This is a genomic window from Vreelandella sp. L-15 (genome assembly GCF_056857635.1).
Genome location: NZ_JBSXNN010000056.1, coordinates 97,179 through 117,713 on the forward strand (window position 1 = coordinate 97,179; position 20,535 = coordinate 117,713).

At 57.8% G+C, this 20,535-nt stretch carries 18 protein-coding genes and 3 tRNA genes; 9 read left to right on the forward strand and 12 right to left on the reverse strand.

Annotated elements, in window-relative coordinates; all coding sequences use genetic code 11:
- Positions 1-143 precede the first annotated feature (143 nt).
- From AC13CY_RS08120 to AC13CY_RS08130, 3 genes are all read right to left on the reverse strand, one after another.
- A tRNA-Asn gene (locus tag AC13CY_RS08120) sits at positions 144-219 on the reverse strand.
- A gap of 31 nt (positions 220-250) precedes the next feature.
- Positions 251-326: transfer RNA gene (locus tag AC13CY_RS08125), tRNA-Asn, on the reverse strand.
- 88 nt (positions 327-414) lie between these two features.
- Positions 415-490 (reverse strand) — tRNA-Asn (locus AC13CY_RS08130).
- Positions 491-679: 189 nt separating this feature from the next.
- On the opposite strand from AC13CY_RS08130, the gene miaB reads away from it, so the two are divergent.
- The 5 genes from miaB (at position 680) to lnt (ending at position 6,217) form a co-directional block, all read left to right on the forward strand.
- A complete protein-coding gene (gene miaB / locus AC13CY_RS08135) occupies positions 680-2,023 on the forward strand; it encodes a tRNA (N6-isopentenyl adenosine(37)-C2)-methylthiotransferase MiaB (protein WP_483052447.1) in 1,344 nt (447 codons plus the stop codon).
- An 86-nt stretch (positions 2,024-2,109) separates the two neighbouring features.
- Positions 2,110-3,195, forward strand: a complete 1,086-nt coding sequence (locus tag AC13CY_RS08140) for a PhoH family protein (protein ID WP_044628234.1) — start codon at positions 2,110-2,112, stop codon at positions 3,193-3,195.
- A 2-nt stretch (positions 3,196-3,197) separates the two neighbouring features.
- Positions 3,198-3,659 (forward strand): rRNA maturation RNase YbeY, encoded by a 462-nt coding sequence (gene ybeY, locus AC13CY_RS08145; protein ID WP_062359162.1) that lies wholly within the window; start codon positions 3,198-3,200, stop codon positions 3,657-3,659.
- 167 nt (positions 3,660-3,826) lie between these two features.
- Positions 3,827-4,711 carry an HlyC/CorC family transporter gene (locus AC13CY_RS08150; RefSeq protein WP_044628236.1) on the forward strand — a complete coding sequence of 295 codons (885 nt, stop codon included), beginning with the start codon at positions 3,827-3,829 and terminating at the stop codon, positions 4,709-4,711.
- 48 nt (positions 4,712-4,759) lie between these two features.
- Positions 4,760-6,217 (forward strand): apolipoprotein N-acyltransferase, encoded by a 1,458-nt coding sequence (gene lnt / locus AC13CY_RS08155; protein ID WP_074210856.1) that lies wholly within the window; start codon positions 4,760-4,762, stop codon positions 6,215-6,217.
- A gap of 100 nt (positions 6,218-6,317) precedes the next feature.
- Here lnt and phaC read toward each other — a convergent pair whose 3' ends face one another.
- From phaC to prmB, 5 genes are all read right to left on the reverse strand, one after another.
- The gene (gene phaC / locus AC13CY_RS08160) at positions 6,318-8,168 is read right to left on the reverse strand and encodes a class I poly(R)-hydroxyalkanoic acid synthase (protein ID WP_483052448.1); all 1,851 of its coding nucleotides are present in this window, start codon (positions 8,166-8,168) and stop codon (positions 6,318-6,320) included.
- A gap of 105 nt (positions 8,169-8,273) precedes the next feature.
- The gene (locus AC13CY_RS08165; RefSeq protein WP_044628239.1) at positions 8,274-8,684 is read right to left on the reverse strand and encodes a phasin family protein; all 411 of its coding nucleotides are present in this window, start codon (positions 8,682-8,684) and stop codon (positions 8,274-8,276) included.
- Between the two features lie 195 nt (positions 8,685-8,879).
- Positions 8,880-9,257 carry a hypothetical protein gene (locus AC13CY_RS08170; protein ID WP_172416017.1) on the reverse strand — a complete coding sequence of 126 codons (378 nt, stop codon included), beginning with the start codon at positions 9,255-9,257 and terminating at the stop codon, positions 8,880-8,882.
- A gap of 60 nt (positions 9,258-9,317) precedes the next feature.
- Positions 9,318-10,409: a chorismate synthase gene (gene aroC / locus AC13CY_RS08175; protein ID WP_062374301.1), complete on the reverse strand. Its 1,092-nt coding sequence runs from the start codon at positions 10,407-10,409 to the stop codon at positions 9,318-9,320.
- A 13-nt stretch (positions 10,410-10,422) separates the two neighbouring features.
- Positions 10,423-11,382 carry a 50S ribosomal protein L3 N(5)-glutamine methyltransferase gene (prmB, locus tag AC13CY_RS08180; protein ID WP_137093894.1) on the reverse strand — a complete coding sequence of 320 codons (960 nt, stop codon included), beginning with the start codon at positions 11,380-11,382 and terminating at the stop codon, positions 10,423-10,425.
- Positions 11,383-11,533: 151 nt separating this feature from the next.
- Here prmB and AC13CY_RS08185 point away from each other — a divergent pair, with 151 nt between their 5' ends.
- Positions 11,534-12,097: a Smr/MutS family protein gene (locus AC13CY_RS08185; RefSeq protein WP_062359166.1), complete on the forward strand. Its 564-nt coding sequence runs from the start codon at positions 11,534-11,536 to the stop codon at positions 12,095-12,097.
- 10 nt (positions 12,098-12,107) lie between these two features.
- Here the strand turns inward: AC13CY_RS08185 and AC13CY_RS08190 are convergent, their stop codons facing one another.
- Together AC13CY_RS08190 and AC13CY_RS08195 are read right to left on the reverse strand one after the other, a co-directional pair.
- Entirely contained in the window at positions 12,108-13,124 is a 1,017-nt protein-coding gene (locus tag AC13CY_RS08190) for a patatin-like phospholipase family protein (protein WP_058577559.1), read from the reverse strand.
- Positions 13,125-13,185: 61 nt separating this feature from the next.
- The gene (locus tag AC13CY_RS08195) at positions 13,186-14,076 is read right to left on the reverse strand and encodes an alpha/beta fold hydrolase (protein WP_074211620.1); all 891 of its coding nucleotides are present in this window, start codon (positions 14,074-14,076) and stop codon (positions 13,186-13,188) included.
- 348 nt (positions 14,077-14,424) lie between these two features.
- Between AC13CY_RS08195 and AC13CY_RS08200 the strand changes: the two genes are divergently transcribed.
- Together AC13CY_RS08200 and AC13CY_RS08205 are read left to right on the forward strand one after the other, a co-directional pair.
- Positions 14,425-14,883, forward strand: coding sequence for a LexA family protein (locus tag AC13CY_RS08200; RefSeq protein ID WP_074210859.1), 459 nt, complete (start codon positions 14,425-14,427; stop codon positions 14,881-14,883).
- Positions 14,880-16,265 (forward strand): Y-family DNA polymerase, encoded by a 1,386-nt coding sequence (locus AC13CY_RS08205; protein WP_172515623.1) that lies wholly within the window; start codon positions 14,880-14,882, stop codon positions 16,263-16,265. The genes AC13CY_RS08200 and AC13CY_RS08205 overlap by 4 nt, the downstream gene beginning before the upstream one ends.
- Here the strand turns inward: AC13CY_RS08205 and AC13CY_RS08210 are convergent.
- Together AC13CY_RS08210 and AC13CY_RS08215 are read right to left on the reverse strand one after the other, a co-directional pair.
- Positions 16,188-17,651 carry a sodium-dependent transporter gene (locus AC13CY_RS08210; protein ID WP_172515622.1) on the reverse strand — a complete coding sequence of 488 codons (1,464 nt, stop codon included), beginning with the start codon at positions 17,649-17,651 and terminating at the stop codon, positions 16,188-16,190. The genes AC13CY_RS08205 and AC13CY_RS08210 overlap by 78 nt on opposite strands.
- 63 nt (positions 17,652-17,714) lie before the next feature.
- A complete protein-coding gene (locus AC13CY_RS08215) occupies positions 17,715-18,941 on the reverse strand; it encodes a YbfB/YjiJ family MFS transporter (protein WP_172515621.1) in 1,227 nt (408 codons plus the stop codon).
- Positions 18,942-19,132: 191 nt separating this feature from the next.
- Between AC13CY_RS08215 and AC13CY_RS08220 the strand changes: the two genes are divergently transcribed.
- Entirely contained in the window at positions 19,133-20,392 is a 1,260-nt protein-coding gene (locus AC13CY_RS08220; RefSeq protein ID WP_172515620.1) for a M20/M25/M40 family metallo-hydrolase, read from the forward strand.
- Positions 20,393-20,535: the final 143 nt, after the last annotated feature.

The window sequence follows — 20,535 nt, forward strand, 5'->3', positions numbered from 1 at the left end:
GAATTGGAAACATAGTGTACGCCATACGATAGGCAGGCGTTAAGAAGGGACGGACAGCTAACAAATACACACGTAAAAACACCCAAGATGCCAGGTGGCAATGGGCGATAAAATCATTCAGATAGGAAAGGTGATACGCTAGATGGCTCCCCGAGCAGGACTCGAACCTGCGACCCAATGATTAACAGTCATTTGCTCTACCAACTGAGCTATCGGGGAACAACAGAAAATCTTTAGCAGAACAGCAGCTTGGCTCCTCGAGCAGGACTCGAACCTGCGACCCAATGATTAACAGTCATTTGCTCTACCAACTGAGCTATCGAGGAACATCATTTGCTGTTGCGTTTGAACCAGAGCCTATCACTTATTAACACTTACTTAAAGCAGTCTAAGCAATTGTGCTAACAAGTGTTTTGGCTCCTCGAGCAGGACTCGAACCTGCGACCCAATGATTAACAGTCATTTGCTCTACCAACTGAGCTATCGAGGAACTGCTCAAACACGGTGCGTAGTATACTGATTGAAACGCGCGGGTCAAGTATCGATTACGGGGGAATGCCTAGCCCCTGGTTTCGTGTATCCGTATAATGCAGGCATTCAACGGCCGCACCAATCGCTGCCCAACCGTTATTTCATTCATCCCTCGTCTCCCCCGACGACCCATAGATGACAGGTACCGATGGCGAAGAAGCTCTTCATCAAAACGCACGGCTGCCAAATGAACGAGTACGACTCCTCGCGTATGGCGGACCTACTCGGCGAATCTCACCAGCTGGAGCTAACCGATAACGAGAAGGAAGCAGATGTGATTCTGCTGAACACCTGCTCGATTCGTGAAAAAGCTCAGGATAAGGTCTACCACCAGTTAGGCCGCTGGAAAAAGCTCAAAGACGCCAATCCGGACCTTGTGATTGGCGTGGGCGGCTGCGTGGCCAGCCAAGAAGGTGAAGCGCTGCGTAAACGCGCTCCTTTCGTAGATATGATTTTTGGCCCGCAAACCCTGCACCGGGTGCCAAAGATGCTCGACGCCCGCAAGAACAACCAGATTGCGGCAGTAGATGTCACCTTCCCCGAAATCGAGAAGTTCGACCACCTGCCCCAGCCCAAGTCGGATGGCGCCACGGCGTTCGTATCGGTGATGGAAGGCTGCTCCAAGTACTGCACTTTCTGCGTGGTGCCCTACACTCGCGGTGAAGAAGTCTCCCGCCCGTTTGAAGCGGTGATGGATGAAGTCATGCACTTAGCCGACCAGGGCGTGCGTGAAATCAACCTGCTGGGCCAGAACGTGAACGCCTACCGTGGCGACAACGAAGACGGCGACGAGATTGACCTTGCCGAGCTAATCGCCTGTATCGCAGCGGTGGATGGCATCGACCGTATTCGCTTCACCACCTCTCACCCGGTGGAGTTTACGGATAGCTTGGTAGACGCCTATGCGGATATTCCTGAGCTGGTAAGCCACCTGCACCTGCCGGTACAGTCTGGCTCTGACCGTATTCTGAGCGCCATGAAGCGCGGCCACACGGCGGAAGAGTACATCGAGAAGATGGAACGTATCCGCGCTAACCGCCCGGATATCAGTTTCTCCTCTGACTTTATTGTCGGCTTCCCCGGTGAAACAGAAGAGGATTTCGAAGCCACGATGAACCTGATCCACCGTATCGGTTTCGATCACTCGTTCAGCTTTGTTTACTCGGCGCGCCCCGGCACCCCTGCTTCCGGCTTGCCAGACGACACCCCTGAAAGCGTGAAGAAGCAGCGCTTGGCTATTCTGCAAGAGCGCATCCTTCAGCAGGCCGCTCAGATTAGCCGCCGTATGGTGGGCACTACTCAGCGCATTCTGGTGACCGGGTTTTCTCCGAAAGACCCCGGCCAGCTTTCTGGGCGTACCGAGAACAACCGCGTGGTGAACTTCCGCGCTGCCAATCCTACCGAGTTAATCGGCTACTTTGTCGATGTAGAGATCACCGAAGCGCTGCCCAATTCGCTGCGCGCTGAACTCGCCTCTGCCGAGCGTTATTGATCGCTTGCTTATCGTAGGTAATTGCCCCGGCACCGCCGGGGCAGTAAGCTGAGTCTCACACACATCAACTGACGGGTTTCTTACTCTTGAGCCAGCCATCACCTCAGGCCAATCGCATTATCACCCTAAGCCTTGAACCCAATGACCCGCAGCGTCTCGCTAGCCTCTGCGGCCAACAGGACGAGCATCTAAAGCTGATTGAGAGCCGCCTGGATGTGACGTTACGCAACCGTGGCAACGTATTTCAGCTGGCCGGTGCCGCTAACCGTATTAAAGCGGCGGCTAACGTACTGGAACACCTTTACCGTGAAACCGCCGCCGACGAGCTATCGGCGGATACCGTGCATCTGTTCCTCCAAGAATCCGGGCTTGAAGCCCTGGAAGAGGAAGACGATGGCGAAGGCGGTAGCGATGAAGTCATCATGCGCACGCCGCGCACTATGATTAAGCCACGCGGGCTGAATCAGCAACGCTACGTGCAGAGCATTCGCGAACACGATATCAACTTCGGCATTGGGCCAGCGGGTACCGGTAAAACCTACCTGGCCGTGGCCGCTGCGGTAGAAGCGCTCAATCAGCAAGAAGTGCGCCGCATTCTGCTGGTGCGCCCAGCGGTAGAAGCCGGTGAGAAACTCGGCTTCTTGCCGGGCGACCTTGCTCAAAAAATCGACCCCTACCTGCGCCCGCTGTACGACGCGCTGTATGAAATGATCGGTTTTGAGCAGGTGGCGAAGCTGATCGAGCGTCAGGTGATCGAGATTGCTCCGCTGGCCTATATGCGTGGCCGTACGCTGAACAACTCCTACATCATTCTGGATGAGAGCCAGAACACCACGCCGGAGCAGATGAAAATGTTCCTGACGCGGATTGGTTTTGGTTCCACCGCCGTGATTACCGGGGATATTACCCAGGTCGACTTACCGCGCGGGCAGCGTTCAGGCCTCTCGCAAGTGCTCGACGTGCTCAAAGATACGCCAGGAATCGGCGTGACCCACTTTGCCGCGAAAGATGTGGTGCGCCACCCGCTGGTTCAGCGCATCATTGAGGCTTACGACGAGTTTGAATCCGAGCAGGAAGTTCAAGAGCGCGCCCGCCGCGAAGCACGCCAGCAAGAGCGTGAAGCGCGTATGCAGGCGTTAGAGCGAAATAGCGAACGTTCGGGAGAAGCCTAACGATGAGCGACATCATAATCGACCGGCAAGCGGCGATTGATGAGCCACTGCTACCCTCGCTTGAACAGCTCACCCATTGGGTGGGCTGTGTCTTTTCTCGCCACCCGGATGATGACCGCCTAGAGCTCACCATTCGTTTTGTGGATGAAGAAGAGAGCCAGGCGCTTAACCGTGACTACCGGGAAAAAGATAAGCCCACCAACGTGCTCTCTTTCCCGTTTGAAAACCCACCCGGCATTACCCTGCCGCTGCTGGGCGACCTGATTATTTGCCATGCCGTAGTCGCCCGTGAAGCCGAAGAGCAGCAGAAGCCGCTGGCCCACCACTATGCCCACATGGTCGTACACGGCACCCTGCACCTGATGGGGTACGACCATATCGAAGAGCAGGAAGCCGAAGAGATGGAGCAGCTAGAACGCGAGCTGCTGGCCACCCTTAATATTCCTGATCCTTATCACGTGTAAGCTGCTACCTTGAGCCAAACGTACGTTTAGGGTGGTGTCTGCTGTCACTCAGTGATAAAACGGTCACTTGAAGCGTGGTCACCCATTCGTGACCGCTTCTCCGTACAATATTTTCCGAACTACCTTTTCCGTAACATTCTGTCCGTAACTGAGAGAGATTTGACGCAATGAGCGAAGACCGATCGAGCAACCCCAATCAAAAATCATGGCTCGAGAAACTCTTTGGCGCCCTTTCCGGAGACAATGACGAACCCAGCTCGCGAGACGAGCTGATGACGTTTTTACGCCACACCGCAGGGAAACTGAAGCTGGATCAAGACGCCATCATGATTATTGAGGGCGCGCTTGAGATCAGCGATCAGCAAGTGCGTGAAATCTTGATCCCACGCTCTCAGGTATCGGCGATTACCCTTGACCAAACCCGGGATGACTACCTACCGTTGATCCAAGAGACTGGCCATTCACGCTACCCGGTGGTGGGCGAAAACCTGGACGACGTAAAAGGCATCCTGCTGGTCAAAGACCTGCTGCCGCTGCTGTCGCAATCGCAAGAGAGCCGCGATGCGTTCAAGCTGGAAGACGTGCTGCGCCCTGCCATGTTTATTCCTGAGTCAAAGCGTTTGAACACGCTGCTCAAAGAGTTCCGCGAAACCCATAACCATATGGCGATCGTGGTGGATGAGTACGGCGGCACGGCGGGCATCATCACCATTGAAGATATTCTTGAGCAGATTGTCGGGGATATCGAAGATGAGCACGATACCGATGAAGAGGACGATATCCGCACGCTGGAGAACGGCCACTTCGCGATTCGCGCCCTCACCCCGATTGAAGATTTCAACGAGCGCTTTGGCACCGAATTCTCTGATGACGAATTCGATACGGTGGGCGGCCTTGTGATGCAGCAGTTTGGTCATCTGCCAGGCCGAGGCGAGCACACCAGCTTAGGCGGCTGGCGGTTTGTGATTCTGAACGCCGATAACCGCCGGATACGTCTACTTGAGGCCTATCGCGATAGCGAACCTACGGAAGACGAAAGCCAAGACGACTAGCCTGTCGCCCTCACCTTGCCTACCTCACACTGTTGATAGGATATCGTTATGGGGTTCACACCCACGTTGACGTTTCAGCTGCTAGCCGCCTTAGTGGCTGGCGGCTTTACCACGCTTACCGCTTCCCCGTTTGAGCTTTGGTGGCTTGGCCCTGTGGCCATTGGCCTGCTGTATGTCGGGCTGCATACCTTAAGCCCTGGCCAAGCCGCGTTAAAAGGCTGGCTGTATGGCGTGGCGCTGTTTGCTAGCGGCACCTCATGGGTTTACGTATCGATTCACGACTACGGCTACACCGGTGTGCCGCTCGCGGTCTTTTTAACCGCGCTGTTTGTGAGCGTGCTGGCGCTGTTCTTTGCGGGCACGTTCTGGCTCTACCGCCGCTTCATCGGCCCCCGCTGGGCGCTGCTCACCTTTGCTGGTGCGTGGGTGCTGGGCGAGGTGCTGCGCACTTACTTGTTCACCGGCTTTCCCTGGCTGTTGGTGGGGTCCAGCTACGTGGATTCTCCGCTGGCCAGTTGGGCACCCGTTGGAGGTGTGTACTTACTCTCGCTGCTGGTGGTGCTTACCGGCACGTTAGGGGCGGAACTGCTGCGCCGCCAGTGGTGGGCAGCGCTACCGCTGGCCGCTATCTGGCTAGCTCCTGTCGTACTGCCAAGCCAGTGGACAACGCCGGTAAGAGAACCCACTCGCGTCGCGCTGCTGCAGGGCAACCTGCCCCAGCTGTTAAAATGGACGCCTGAAGGCCAGCGCACCGCTGCGAATATTTACAGCGACTTAACCCGCGAAGTGGCGGATGAAGCGGATCTGATCTTATGGCCTGAAACCGCGCTACCCATGATTGATAGCCAAGCACGGCCAGTGCTTGAGCGCGTGCAGGCCAACCTGCCGCCAGAAGCCGCCCTGTTGACCGGCATCGTTCAGCTAGATGAGAATAACCGCTACTTTAACAGCGTGATTGGCGTAGGCGACGTGGAAGGCAGCTACCAGAAAGAGCACCTGGTGCCGTTTGGGGAGTACCTGCCGCTAGAGAGCCTGCTGCGCGGGACCATCGACTTCTTTGACCTGCCGATGTCCAGCTTTAGCAAAGGCGCATCGGAGCAGGTGCCGATGCAAGCAGCAGGAGTGGCGATCGGTAACGCCATTTGCTACGAAATCATCTACCCACAGCTCGTCGCACAGCGGGCCGCCGATAGCGGCGTGATCGTGACGGTTTCCAACGACACTTGGTTTGGTGCCTCCATTGGCCCGCACCAGCACCTGCAAATGGCCCGCCTGCGTGCGCTGGAAAATGGCCGCTACGTAGTTCGCGCTACCAGCAACGGCATCACCGCCATTATTAACCCCCGTGGCGAACTGGTAGACCGCGCCCCACAGTTTGAAACCACCTACCTCACGGGCGAATTCTACGCCATGGAAGGGCTCACCCCGTTTACCCGCATGGGCAGCCTGCCCATTTGGCTACTCGCTGGGCTGTTCCTGCTGCCGGGGTTTGTGCGTCGGCGTTGATGCCAACAGCACCTCGGCCATGAAAAAGCCCCCTGCCACATTCGTGGCAGGGGGCTTCGTTTTAGGCGGCTTCTTAAAAAGCCGTCTGCTAAGCGCCGGATTAAGTGCTGCTGGGGATTTCCCCTAGCACCTCGGGAATCGTCATCCGCACATAGCGGCCCGGCGCGGGTTCGATCACTGTTAGCTCCCCTTCCCCTGGCTGGCGGGCAGGTACCAGTTTCTTCGGGTCTGTATCCACGTAGCCGTTGTCGGTCATCCAGGCTTGCCAATGGGGCCACCAGGAGCCTTCGTTAAACGTAGCGCCTTCCATCCACTCCTCGTGGGTCTCGGGCAGCGTGTCGTTGGTCCAGTAGCCGTACTTGTTTTTATGGGGCGGGTTCACGATACCGGCAATATGCCCAGAGCCGCCCAGCACGAAGGTTACCGGGCCTTTGGGTAGCAGTGCACCGTAGTAGGTACTGTTCCACTTGGCGATATGGTCTTCTTTGGTGGAGACAAAGTAGCTGGGTGTTGAGACTTTGCGCAGGTCGATTTTGACCCCGTCTAGCTCGATACCACCGGGCTCTACCAAGCGGTTTTCCAGATACATATGGCGCAGGTACCAAGCGTGGGTGCCTGCCGTCAGGTTGGTGCCATCAGTATTCCAGTAGAGCAAATCGAAGGCGGTGGGAGTCTCGCCCTTCAGGTAGTTATTGATATAGAACGACCAGAACAGATCATTTTCCCGCAGCAGGTTGAAGGTGTAGGCCATGGAGCGGCCATCCAGGTAGCCCTTCATTTGCATGGTTTGCTCAATACCCTGCACCACGCGCTCGTTTAGGAACACGCCGATATCGCCCGGATCGCGGAAGTCCTGCAGCGTGGCCATGTAAGTGACCGACTTCACCTTACGGCCACGGCGAGTGCTGGTGAGATACGCCACGGTGGAGGCGGTCAGCGTGCCGCCTACGCAGTAGCTCAGCAGGTTGACTGACTTCTCGCCGCAGGCCTGCTCAATCGCTTCCATCGCACTGATGGGGCCCATCTGCATATAGTCGGCCCAGGTAATGTCGCGCTGCTCGGGGCCAGGGTTACGCCAGGAGATCAGAAATACCGTGTGGCCTTGATCCACCAACCACTTCACCAGCGAGTTATCTTGCCGCAGGTCTAGGATGTAGTACTTATTGATCCAGGGCGGCACAATCAGCAGCGGCGTTTTAAAGGTGTTTTCGGTGGTTGGCGTGTACTGAATCAGCTGAATCAGCTCGTTTTCATACACCACAGAGCCAGGCGTTACGGCAATGTTCTCGCCCACGCCAAAGGCGCTGCGGTCGGTCATGCGTACGTTGATGCCTTCCGCTGAGTTGGCTAAATCTTCCCGCAGCCGAGTGAGGCCATCGACGAGATTCTGCCCCTTGGTTTCCAGGGTGCGGCGCATCACTTCCGGGTTGGTGGAGACGAAGTTGGTAGGCGACATCGCATTCACCAACTGGCGCGCGTAGAACGTTAAGTTGCGCTTGAGGGTAGGGTCTACATCCAGATCGTTAATCAGCTCTTCGACCATCTGCGAAAACAGCAAATACTGCTGCATGATCGCCATGTAGTAGGGGTCTGTGGTCCAGGCCTCATCTTTAAAACGGCGGTCGTTCTTGGGCGGCGTTACTAGGGGGGCCACCTGCTCACCGGCCATGGTGCGTACACCCTGCTGCCACAGCAACCACTGGTCTTGCATCAAGCGCGACTGGGTTTGCCACAGCAAATTCGGGTTACTCATCAGCGAACGAGCAGCGGCTTCAAAGCTTTCGCGCATGTCGCTATAAACGGAGTCAGCGGCTTCGCTGGGCGCCATACGTGACAGCAGGTCCTCTAGCAGACCTTTGTACTGTTCACTTATGTCGTCAAGCTGTGCCTTCCATGCCTCCATATCTTGCTGGGACAACGGTTGAGACGGCATTTTCCACCCTGACTGCATACGACTTTCCCCCTCACCAACTGAGCAATGGTTGCCCTGGCAACACGCTTAAGAACGCTGTAAAAGAACGCGGCGCCTCAAAGGCGCCGCGGACACTACTGACGATTAGCTTTTACGAGACGACTGGCTTGAGGCCTTCGCGGGCTGTTCACCCTTGGCTGTAGCGCTCACTTGTTCGCTCATTTTTTGTCCGGCTTCGCTAAACAGCTTTTCCATTTCAGATTTGAACTGCAAGCTCATCTCGCTCATCACCCGTGCGTCTTCCTGCATCTGCTGAGAAAGCTCGTTCATCATTTCCGCTTGCTTGGTACCGAAATCGCGCAGGCTCTCGGCATCATTAATTTCTGTCGCGCTGCGGATGCGCTCGGTGCCCATCTGGCTGTAGCGTTTCATCGCTTCCAGCTGGTACTGGGTCATTTTTTCCATGTTATTGAGCATCAGCGAGTTCATCTTGCGCATCGGCTCAAACATCTGGCGAGTTTGGGCGTTAAAGGCGTCCATCATTTTGTCTTGCATTGTGGTTGCTCCTGTCTCTCATTCCTTGGCATGAGCCTGGAGTGGCTCATCACATCGCAAATTGCTGCACTGCAAAAAGAGTAATGCTTAGCATGCTGCTTTGCAACAAGGAGCTTCCTACGGCCCCTCTGCATACCCTACAGCCGCCTCTGACTCAGCCTCACAGTGCCACGTATTTGATAGCGCCTTTATCGCCTACTCTTTGGCGCGAGAGCGAGAAGAGGCCGTGGCTTTCGCCTTGGTACTTTTCTCGTTTGCCGCTGACGATGGTTCGCTATCTTGGGTGCCGTTACTGGCACCACCCGTATGGGTACTACCGGCCTGACGCAGCATATCCAGCATCATTTGCTGATAGGTGCCAAAGTTAGCCAGCCCCTGTGAAAGCCCCTGCTGCATCATGGGTTGCTGCAGGAAAGGGCGCATTAAGCTCATGGGGTCATAACCTTCTACCCCTGATTCCATCTGCCGCTGAATATTATCCAGCAGGCTCTGCTGGAACGCCTCTACATCCGGCAACCCTAGCGACTGCCGAAACTCAGCCGGCGTCAGGTCAAACTCAACGTTAATTTTCATAGGCGACTCCTTAACCGTCTTCCTTGAGTGTAGCAGCGAACCACTCAGCACACCTTGGCGTTATCGCTGACCTAATCGCGGTGTATCAACGCTAACATCAGCGTTTTGGCCCCGGTGGCGCAGCCAATGATCCAACAGCGTAATCGCCATCATGGCTTCGGCAATGGGCGTCGCTCGAATGCCCACACAAGGGTCGTGACGCCCTTTGGTAATCACTTCGACTGGTTCACCATGGACATCAATGGAGCGGCCCGGCGTGGTAATGCTGGAGGTAGGTTTCAGTGCCAACCGAGCCACAATGGGCTGCCCGCTGGAAATACCACCCAGCACGCCGCCCGCGTGGTTGGAGAGAAAGCCTTCCGGTGTCATCTCGTCGCGGTGTTCGCTGCCGCGCTGAGCAATACAGCCAAAGCCCGCGCCAATCTCGATCCCTTTTACCGCATTAATGCTCATCAAACCGTGCGCTAGGTCAGCATCCAGACGGTCGAAGACTGGCTCGCCCAGGCCCACGGGTACGCCATCGGCAATTACGGTAATTTCCGCGCCCACGGAGTCTTGGTCCCGTCGCAGTTGATCCATGTAGCTTTCCAGCTCGGCTACTTTATCGGGGTCGGGGCAGAAGAAGGCGTTCTGATCGACAGCCTCCCAGCTTTTAAACTCGATCTTGATCGGGCCAAGCTGGCTCATATAGCCACGGATTTGAATGCCCTGTGCCGCCAGCACCTTTTTGGCAATGGCACCCGCCGCCACGCGCATGGCGGTTTCGCGGGCGCTGGAACGGCCGCCACCCCGGTAGTCACGATGGCCATACTTGTGATGGTAGGTGTAGTCCGCGTGGGCGGGGCGGAACTGGTCTTTGATCTTAGAGTAATCTTTCGAGCGCTGGTCGGTATTCTCAATCAATAAGCCAATCGAGGTACCGGTGGTTTTGCCTTCAAACACGCCGGAAAGAATGCGCACCTGATCCGGTTCTTTGCGCTGGGTAGTGTGGCGCGAGCTGCCGGGGCGGCGGCGATCTAAGTCGCCCTGCAGGTCCTCTTCGCTAATCGCAATGCCAGGAGGGCAACCATCCACAATGGCCCCTAATGCGGGGCCGTGGCTTTCGCCAAAAGTGGTGACGGTAAATAGTTTGCCAAACGTATTGCCAGACATGGGCGTTAATTCCTCACGCAAAAGACGCCGCATGGGCGTCGAGTTCAGCGGCGCTCAGGGCAAACACGCCCTGGCCGCCACGCTCGAATTCAAGCCAGATAAAGGGCACCTCGGGGAAGGCGGCCTCCACATGGCGGTCAGAGTTGCCAACTTCAACAATCAGCCAGCCCTCTGAAGTTAGGTGCTGGCGGGCCTCGCGCAGAATACGCCGCACGATATCAAGACCGTCGCTGCCCGCTCCCAGCGCTAGGGCTGGCTCATGGCGGAACTCGGCGGGCATCGTGGCTAAGTCGCGCTCATCCACATAGGGCGGGTTGGAAACGATCAGGTCAAAGCGCTGCCCTTCCAGGCCGTTGAACACGTCCGATTCCACGGCGCGCACGCGGTCGCCGACATCGTGGCGGGTAATATTCTGCCGTGCCACGGCCAAGGCATCCTGGCTGATATCCGCCAGGGCCACTTCGCAGGTCGGCAGCACCAGCGCCGTGGCGATGCCAATGCAGCCGGAGCCGGTGCATAAATCCAGCACGCGGGCGGGTGGTTCTTCTGGAAACCAGGCCGCAAAGCCATCTTCGATCAGCTCGGCAATCGGCGAGCGGGGAATCAGCACGCGCTCATCCACGTTAAACGGGTAGCCTGCAAAGAAGGCCTCTCCCAGTAGATAAGGCAACGGGCGGCGCGTGGTGACACGCTCCCGGGCTAAGCGAATAATCCGCTCGCGCTCAACTGGCAGCAGCCGCGCATCCAGCACGGCGGGGTCGACGTTCCAAGGCAGGTGCAGCGCGCCTAAGCAGAGCGCGACCGCCTCATCCCAGGGTGACTGCGTGCCGTGCCCATAGTGCAACCCCGCCAGATAGAATTCGCTGGATACCCAGCGCAAATAGTCCCGCAGTGTGTAAAGATCGCTTATCAGCGCCGTATCAGGCAGTGATAACGTTGAGGGGGAGGACTCATCAGAGAGGTGCGTGGTCACAAGGGCTCCTGGCGTCAAAAGTTCGTTGGGGGATTGTACCTTTGACGCTGCCCGGTTCACAGCAGCGCCAAGCTCGCTATACTGTCTCGCCTTAGCGTTTTCTTATCCACCGCCCCTTTTTTCACCACTACTTAGTTGATTCGAGCCGACCATGACGCGACACCTGCCCAACGATGACGATATCAGTGCCTTTCGCCAAGCGCTGCAGGCGGCAGGCGTACGCCGTATTGCCACCAACCAAGCCGACCCCGGTAAGCCCAAACGCCAGTCAGACGCCAGCGAAGCGCGCCGCCGAGCGGCGGTAGAGAGCAATACACTGCAAACCAGCGGGCGCACGTCTGATGGTCGGGTGGAAGCCGTACGGCCATCAGAGTATTTAGAGTTCAGCGTGCCCGACCTGCCCTGGCGCACGTTTAGCCAGTTGAAGCGCGGCCAAATGGCCTGGCAGGCAGGGCTAGACCTTCACGGCTATACCCTGGAAGAGGCGCGGTTAGAGCTAGAGAGCTTTCTTCGCGATGCCGCAGGCCAAGGGCTGCGCTGTGTGCTGGTGGTGCATGGCAAAGCCTGGGGCACCACCTCTGATTTCCCGGTACTGAAAAGCCACACCAATGCGTGGCTGCGCGAGTGGCCCGGCGTGCTGGCGTTCTGCTCTGCCACGGATATCGATGGCGGCACCGGGGCGGTGTATATTTTGCTGCGCAAACGCGGGCAGTAATTCATGTTGTTTATTTAGTAGCGTCAGAGGCAATGCTAGGCATGCGCCGCTCCAAGGCTTCATCGGCCAAATGGCGGCCTAAGCGGATGAGCTCCTTCGCCCGGTGAAACTCGTAGGTGCTGCATACCGTTTTAGGAATTTCGATCAGCACGTCCGGTGGGTAGCCGGCTACCTTATATTTCGCCAGCGCTGCCTGGGTAATATCAAACGATTCCAGAATCATATCCAGCTTGCCCCACTCGCGCTTGCCGCGCAGGTCTACTGTTTCATCGTCGTCGCTCTCTTCACTGCTGCCGCCTAGGCCACCCCATAGCCGCCGCGTGGTCGCGCGCACCTCCTCCATCCAGCCGCCAATATTGGCGTCGCGATCCCGCTCCAGGGCGGTGCGGCTGTCGCTACTCTCTTCTTGTGGCAGCAGCTCCTCCAGCGTGACCGGCTGCGGGCTGTGCGCGGTGACGTTCACCGCCACCACGAAATCCGCCTCATGGGCAGCCAACACTGGCATCATTGGCAGCGGGTTGAGTAACCCGCCATCCACCAGTACCTGTTCGCCAATGTGCACGGGGGTAATCACTCCTGGCACCGCAATCGAGGCGCGAATGGCGCGTAGCAGCGGGCCGTTTTGAAACCATACTTCCCGCTGGCGCACGAGGTCGGTGGCCACGGTGGTCACTGGAATGGGCAGGTCTTCAATCAGCCGGTCGCCCACTAGCTCCTCCAGCTTGCTCATCACTTTGTTGGCACGCATCGCCCCCATGGGGCTCCAGGTCACATCGACCAGCTTGAGCACGCCCAAGTAATCAAGGTTACACACCCACTCCCGGTACTCCGGCAGCTTGCCCGAGGCGTAAATGCCGCCGATCAGCGCCCCCATGGAGCATCCGGCAATCGAAATAATCTCGAAACCACGCGCCTCCAGCGCTTCAATCACGCCAATATGCGCATAGCCCCTGGCACCGCCGCTACCGAGCACCAGCGCTACTTTATTGCCACCGCCCGGCGTCCTCCCCGTTAATTGGCTGACCACGTTCTGCCCCTCCTTTGTGGCATGGCGTCTCATACGCACGCGCTTTTCTTTCGATGCGACGTTAACTGGCCGTGCAGCCTTCTAAGCAAATCACCTCGGCCACACGCTCAACGGCCTGTGGTTCCAAATGCAGATGGTGACCACCTGCCAGCACGTGCCGGGTGAGCCGCGGCATCGCCTGCCTTGCCTGGGCTGCCCAGGCGCGCTCGCCCAAAATCCCTTGTTCTCCTTCTATTAATAGCACGGGGGCTTGGATCTCAGCCAAAACGGCCAGCACCTGCTGCGGCGTAAAGCGCACCAGCGAGGGCTTGAGCAGGCGGCTATCGGTACGCATTTGTACTTTGCCATCGGCGGTGGCCTGGGTATTACGCTCCACTAACGGTGTAGCAGTGAGGCTATCCAGCGGCGTGACACCACCTGCGACGCGGGCCGCCACGGCGCTCTCAATATCTAGGTAGCGGGGCGCGCGGGAAGGCGGCCGCCGATGAGCGATTAAGCCTTTGCGCAGTTGGCTGGGCGTCTCTTGTGCCGGTGTATTCAGCGCACCTAACCCGTCAATCAGAATTAACCGGGCGACCTTCTCCGGTAACGCCGCGGCCAGCAGGCAAGAGACCGCCGCCCCCATGGAGTGGGCAAGCAGCGTGGCCTGTTCAAGGCCCAACGCCTCCATGGCATCCAGCACATCATGGGTGTAATCCCATAGCGCGTAGTCGTTGCCAGCAGGGGCATGAGCGGAGTGCCCGTGGCCACGAAAATCAATCGCTACAATCCGAATGCCCAGTGCGCTCACCAAGCGCGGGGCCAAGCGTGTAAAGCTGGCCGCGTTATCCAGCCAGCCATGTAGCGCCAGCCAGGTGGGCGCATCTTGCCGCCCCCAGCTCAGCGCTGCTAGCCGTCCATTGGCCAACGAAAGCGGTTGAGGAGCCGTGCCTACTCGGGAAGCGTCGTTCATAAAAGTGGGTCTCACTGCGAAAATCTGGCGCGTCAGGTGACGCTCGTAAATGTGAACATTACGATGCACATAGTATGGTGCAAACGTTACCATGCTCGACGCAGCGCTTGTGCTGCTTTTACACGGCCATGGGCCACGACGCCGTTAATTTTTGATGGAGATTGCCATGAAACCTCGCCGCGATACCCGTGTTCGCAACCTTGTGTTCTTTATTACCGTCGTGAGCGCCCTAGTCGTGGGGCTATGGTTAACCCGCTGAGGGCAGTGCTTGCAATTTCTCCCCCATGAATAAATACTGTTTAAACACACTGTACATAAACACACCATTTATTCATGAGGATGCCGACGATGCCGTCTCAACCCATCCATTTTGCAACAACCGTGGTTGCGACAGCCTTGCCGTTAACTTCTCAGCCGCTGCCTTTTCCTCTGCTCACAGGCCGTGCAGGCTTTAGCGGCTTTCCCTCTCCTGCCCAAGATTACGAGCAGCGCACTCTCGACCTCAATGCGCGGCTGATCAAGCACCCTACCCAAACGTTTTACCTCACCGCGACAGGGGACAGCATGGAGGGTTGGGGCATCTTTGACGGTGATTTACTGGTCGTCGACCGCAGCGTCACGCCGCGCCTAGGGCATATTTTGGTCGCCATGCTGGATGAAGAAGTGCTGATCAAACGCTATGCGCTGCATCGCGGCACGCCGCACCTCTGCTCGGCCCACCCCCACTATCCGCCGCTGCCCCTGGAAGGTACCGACTGCCAGCTATGGGGTGTGGTGCGCGCGGTGATTCACGAGTATCTGCCGTGATCGGGCTGGTGGATGCCAATAATTTTTATGTCTCCTGTGAGCGGGTGTTCAATCCGGCGTTGGAAGGCAAACCCGTTGGCGTGATGTCGAATAACGACGGCTGCGTGATTGCCCGCTCAGCAGAGATGAAAGCCATGGAGATCGCCATGGGCACGCCCGCATACCAGTTAGAGGGGCTACGCCGCCGCGGGGTAATCCACCTGCTCTCTTCTAACTACGAGCTGTACGGCGATATGTCAGCGAGGCTTGCCCAGCTGCTGCGCGATACGTGCCCCGAAGTGGCCCCCTACTCGATTGATGAGATGTTTATTTATCTGGATGGCCTCAGTGACACCCAGTGCCAAGCGCTGGGCACAGCACTGCGCCGCCGCATTCGTCGCTATTTGGGGCTTCCGGTGTGTATCGGGCTGGCCCCTACGCATACACTGGCGAAGCTCGCCAATCACCTAGCCAAAAAACAGCCTCACTACGCAGGAGTGTGTTTACTCCACGGTGAAAGCGCTACCACCCAAGCAGTGCTGAAACAGCTGCCGGTAAGCGATGTGTGGGGAGTAGGCAGGCGTCTTGCCGAACGACTAGCGGTCAGCGGCATTCGTACCGCCTGGGATTTGCGGGAGCACGACCCCAAACGGCTACGCAAATGCTTCTCGGTGGTTCTAGCCCGCACCGCCTTAGAGCTGCGCGGTACGCCCTGCCTAGAGTTGAATGCCGTTGAGCAACCCCGCCAGCGTATCATGACCTCACGCTCGTTTGGTAAAGCCACCGGCGTAAAAGAGGAGCTTCACGCGGCGCTGCGCCGCCACGCCCAGCGCAGTGCCGAAAAGTTGCGCCAGCAAGGCAGCCTTGCCCGCGCCGTCCTGCTGTTTTTAAACACCAACCGCCACCGCAAGGACCAGCCCCAGCTGTCGCCTAGCGCGATGATTCCGCTTGAAGCGCCCACCGACGATACTCGCGTCATTCTGGAAGCCGTTCGCGAAGGGCTCGACCAGATGTATCGCCCTGGCTTTCAGTTTATGAAGGCAGGCGTGATGCTGCTGGACTTGGTGGATGCACAGCAGTATCAGCTCTCTCTGCTACAGCCAACCACCAAGGCGCACCCTCACTTGATGAAGGCGGTAGACGAGATTAATCAGAAGATGGGGCAAGGCACGTTGCGCTTTGGGATGACTGACGCCGACGCGCCTTGGCAGCTGCGCTGTGAGCACCGCTCAAGACGCTACACCACCTGTTGGGATGAGTTAATGGAGGCAGGCACTCACCCTGGCGCGATTGCCGCCGCCAGGGTGAAGCGTGAACAGCAGCGCTTAGCGGGCGGAAAGCGCTTGGCGAAGGCGCGGGCTAATGGCTTCGCCCACCACTGCCACCAGGAGCAGCAGCGCTAGCAGCACCGGCCAGTGGGCAGCAAAAGAGACTTGGTACAGGCCAAGGGCATCGACAAAAATCACCAAAATACCCAGCGGACTCACGTAGCGCACCATGGCCAGCCACAGCGTATAGGGCAGCGGCGCCAGCCCCAGCTCGTCGCGGAAGGTTTCGCTTTTCAGCACAAAACCGGCCAGTAGCACCATGCCCAGGCCACCCAGCGGCATCATCCAACGGGAGGTGAGGTAGTCCAGCCAATCAAAGAAGTTCTTGCCTGCCAGCGTCCAATCAGCGCCCAGGTTGAACGACAGCATCGCCAGCGTGCTGATCAGCCACAGCACAATACCGGTGGCCCACGAGGCGGATTTACGGCTCATGCCTTTGTTATCGCACAACCAAGAGACCGTTGCTTCCACCATGGAAATTGAGGAGGTTAGTGCGGCCATGGAGAGCATTAAGAAGAACAGCGCTCCGAACAGCGTGCCCAGCGGCATCGCCTGGAACGCTAACGGCAGGCTCATAAACAGTAACCCTGGGCCTTCACCGGGGTCCATGCCGTTGGCAAAAATCACTGGAAAAATTGCTAACCCTGCCATCAGTGCTACCACGGTATCCGCCACGGCCACGCTCAGCGTCGTGCGGCCAATGGAGGCATCTTTAGGCAAGTAGCTGCCGTAAGTCAGGATGGCACCCGACGCCAATGAGAGCGTAAAGAAAGCGTGGCCCAAGGCCGCCAACATCCCTTCACTAGAGAGGCTGCCCGCCTTAAAAGAGAACAGGAAATCAACCGCGTCGCCGAAACCGCCGGAAAACATGCCGAATCCAATCAGCAACACCAGCATGAGCACCAGCCCCGGCATCATCCAGCTAACGCTTTTCTCGATGCCTTCCTGAACGCCTTTACCGACAATGATCATGGTCAGCAGCGTGACCAGGGTACTCCAGCCACCCAGCGTGATGGGGTTAGCGTTATTGGCACCAAACACGGCCGCCATCTCGTCCACACTGGTGCCCGCCAAGCCGCCGGTGAGCATTTTCCATAAATAGGAGAAGGACCAGCCGGCCACCACGACGTAAAACGATAGCACCATAAAGCCACACAGCATGGCCATCCAGCCAATCAACGACCACATAGAGGAGCGGCCAGACTCATTCACTACACGGCGAATAGCATCAATGGGGCTACCACGCCCCCGGCGACCAAACGCAATTTCGGTCATCATTACCGGTACGCCCACCGCTAAGATGCACGCTAAATAGACCAGTACGAAGGCGCCGCCGCCATACTCCCCAGTGATATAAGGGAATTTCCAAATATTGCCTAGCCCCACCGCCGAGCCGGTGGCTGCCAACATAAAGCCCCAGCGGCCTAGCCACTGAATGCGAGGTTGCCCAGAAGACGCCATGACCTTCCACCCTGTCAGAAAAAAGCGCCTATCCTAGTGGATTTTGTCGCGAATGCCCACGTATCACGGCGTGGCATAGCTTGCTTTTGCCTCGGCATCTAGCCGCTGGGCGGTTTGATCCACTCTGCGCAACCACGCCAACAGCAGCGCCCCAGCCCCCACAAAGCCACCAGCCAGCCATAGGCCCACATAATAATGACCAGAGGCTTCCGCAAGCATGCCGGTGAGCGCAGGGGCCACAATCTGCGCTGCGCCGTAGGCCAACGTCATTTGTCCCATCAAGCGGGCGGGGCTGGCGGGGTACAGCCTACCCGCCATGGTCAGCACTAAACTGACGCAACCCAGGAACGTGCCGCCGTAGAGCACTGCGCTAATCAACACGCCCGGTAACGTTGGGCTGATCGCAGGCAGCACAATGCCTACTACCTGCACCAGCATGGCCACAATCAGCGCGCCTAAGTAACCAATCCGCCGCGCGATTAAATCCCACAGCATCACGGCGGGTGCTGCGGCCAGCCCCACCAACGCAAAGGCCCAGTTCCCGGCCCCGGCCAGCAGCGGTTCGCGCTCCACAATCGCGACCAAAAACGTTGCGCAGATCACATAGCCATAGCCCGCACAAAAGTAGGCGGGCAGCATAAGACGCATAAAGGTGCGGCTAGGCGGCGTTGCAGGTGCTTGATGACTGGCAGCGCTGCCTACCACCGGTTTTACCGGGCGCGGTAACCAGCGCCAGGCAGGCACCAGCAGCACTGCCCCCAACGCGCTAAAGCCCCACCACTGGGCTTGCCAGTTCATTGCCAGCGCTAGCATCAATTCTACGGCTAAAGCCGCCACCACAATGCCAATGCCGACACCTGCAAAGTGGATGCCCAGCTCGCCCCGATGACGGTGCTGAATCAGCCAGTGCAAAATCAGCCCTGACGCCAACAGCATCGAGCCACTGCTGGAGAGCCCCGCCAAAAAGCGCAGCCCCGCCCATACCCAAAAGTGTTCGGTCAGCGCCATACCGGCGGTGGTTAATACGGCCAGCACTAAGCCAATGCGAAACAGCGTGTCTTTGAGATAAATCGTGCGAATAGAGGCCGCCAGCACCGCTCCTAGCATATAGCCTGCGTAGTTCAACGCCGCTAGCCAGCCGCCATCGGCGTCGCTAACCCAGCTCTGTTGCTGCATCACCGGCAGTAGCGGCGTATAGGCAAACCGCGCAATGCCGATACATAAAATTTGGCTAAATACCCCCGCCAACAGCACTTTAAAGCGCTGGGCCTGAACGCTTGCAGTAGGCATGGACACTCCCTCGTCGTCACTATTTTTGTTGTGGTAGTGTGGCTTCAATGGATAGCCAGCTATCTTCCATCATACGCGGAAACCAGCGCCGTACTATCGGCTAAACGTGGCATGTGGAAGCAGCGCATTAGTGCTCGGAATCTGGCAGACTAACTCTCACGTTTCACCACCGTCATAAGCGAGTAAGCACGATGAGCGATACTGCAAAACCCTGGACGCAACCGATGCCCGACGCGCAGTTCAAACTGATGCGCGATATTTTGGCGGCCCCCAGCCCTATTGGCCTGGAAGGCGCGATGACCTACGGCGTGCTGAAGCCCTACTTCGAGAGCTTCGCCCCCAGCGACTGGCATTTGCACCAGTTTAAAGGCAATGCGGGCGTGGTGCTGGATACCCACCCAGGCCGCGATGATATGTTCAAGCTGATGATCATCGGCCATGCGGACAAAATCCGCATGCAGGTTCGCTCGATTGGTGAAGATGGCAAGATTTGGATCAACACCGACTCCTTCCTGCCCGGCGTATTGATCGGCCATGAAGTCACGCTGTTCAGCGAAGACCCGGAAGCCCCCGGCAGCTACCGCAGCATTGAAGGCGGCACGGTGGAAGCGCTGGGTGCTATCCACTTTTCTGACCCCGCCCAGCGCGATGGCAGCAAAGGCATTAAGAAAGAGCAGATCTATCTCGACCTGCAGATTCACGGCGAGAACAAGAAGCAGCAGGTGCTGAACCTGGGCGTGCGTCCGGGTGATTCGATTATCTTCAACCGCCCCATTCGCCCTGGCTTTAGCCCAAACACCTTCTACGGCGCGTATCTGGATAACGGCCTGGGATGCTTTGTGACGGCGGAAGTCGCACGCTTGATCGCCGAAGCGGGCGGTACCGAAAAAGTGCGGGTGATGTTTGCCATTGCCAGCTACGAAGAGATTGGCCGCTTCGGCAGCCGCGTGCTGGCCGGTGAACTCAAGCCCGATGCGCTGATTGGCGTGGATGTAAATCACGACTACGTCGCCGCCCCTGGCATTGGCGACAAGCGCATGCAATCGCTGGAGATGGGTAAAGGCTTTACGCTGTCGGTGGGTTCTATTGCCAGCGAGCAGCTCAACCGCATCATCGCCAGCGCCGCGAAAACGCAGGACATCCCCATGCAGCGAGACATTGTGGGTGTAGATACCGGCACCGACGGCATGGCGGGCGTGCTGGCCTCCATCGACAGCGCGGCCACCTCCATGGGCTTCCCCATCCGCAACATGCACACCATTTCGGAAACCGGCAATACTCAGGACGTGCTGGCCGCTATTCATGCGCTGCACCACACCATTCAAGCGCTGGATGCCATGCCGGATCTCAAACGGGAGTTCTTGGATAACCACCCCCGTTTAGACCAAGCCAGCCCACTTGCCCACCAAGGCAGCACCAAGCCCGAAAGCGACGAAGAAGCCTCCGCTTAAACGGATCGAGTAGGAGGGGGAGTCGCCTCCCCCGTCCTCTCACACCACCGGGCAAACGGATCCGTACCACGGCGGTTCCTGTCCCCCATTATCGGGCTGAGCTTCGTTCCGCTGAATTCGCTCGCCTGTGTGCTCTGAGCGCT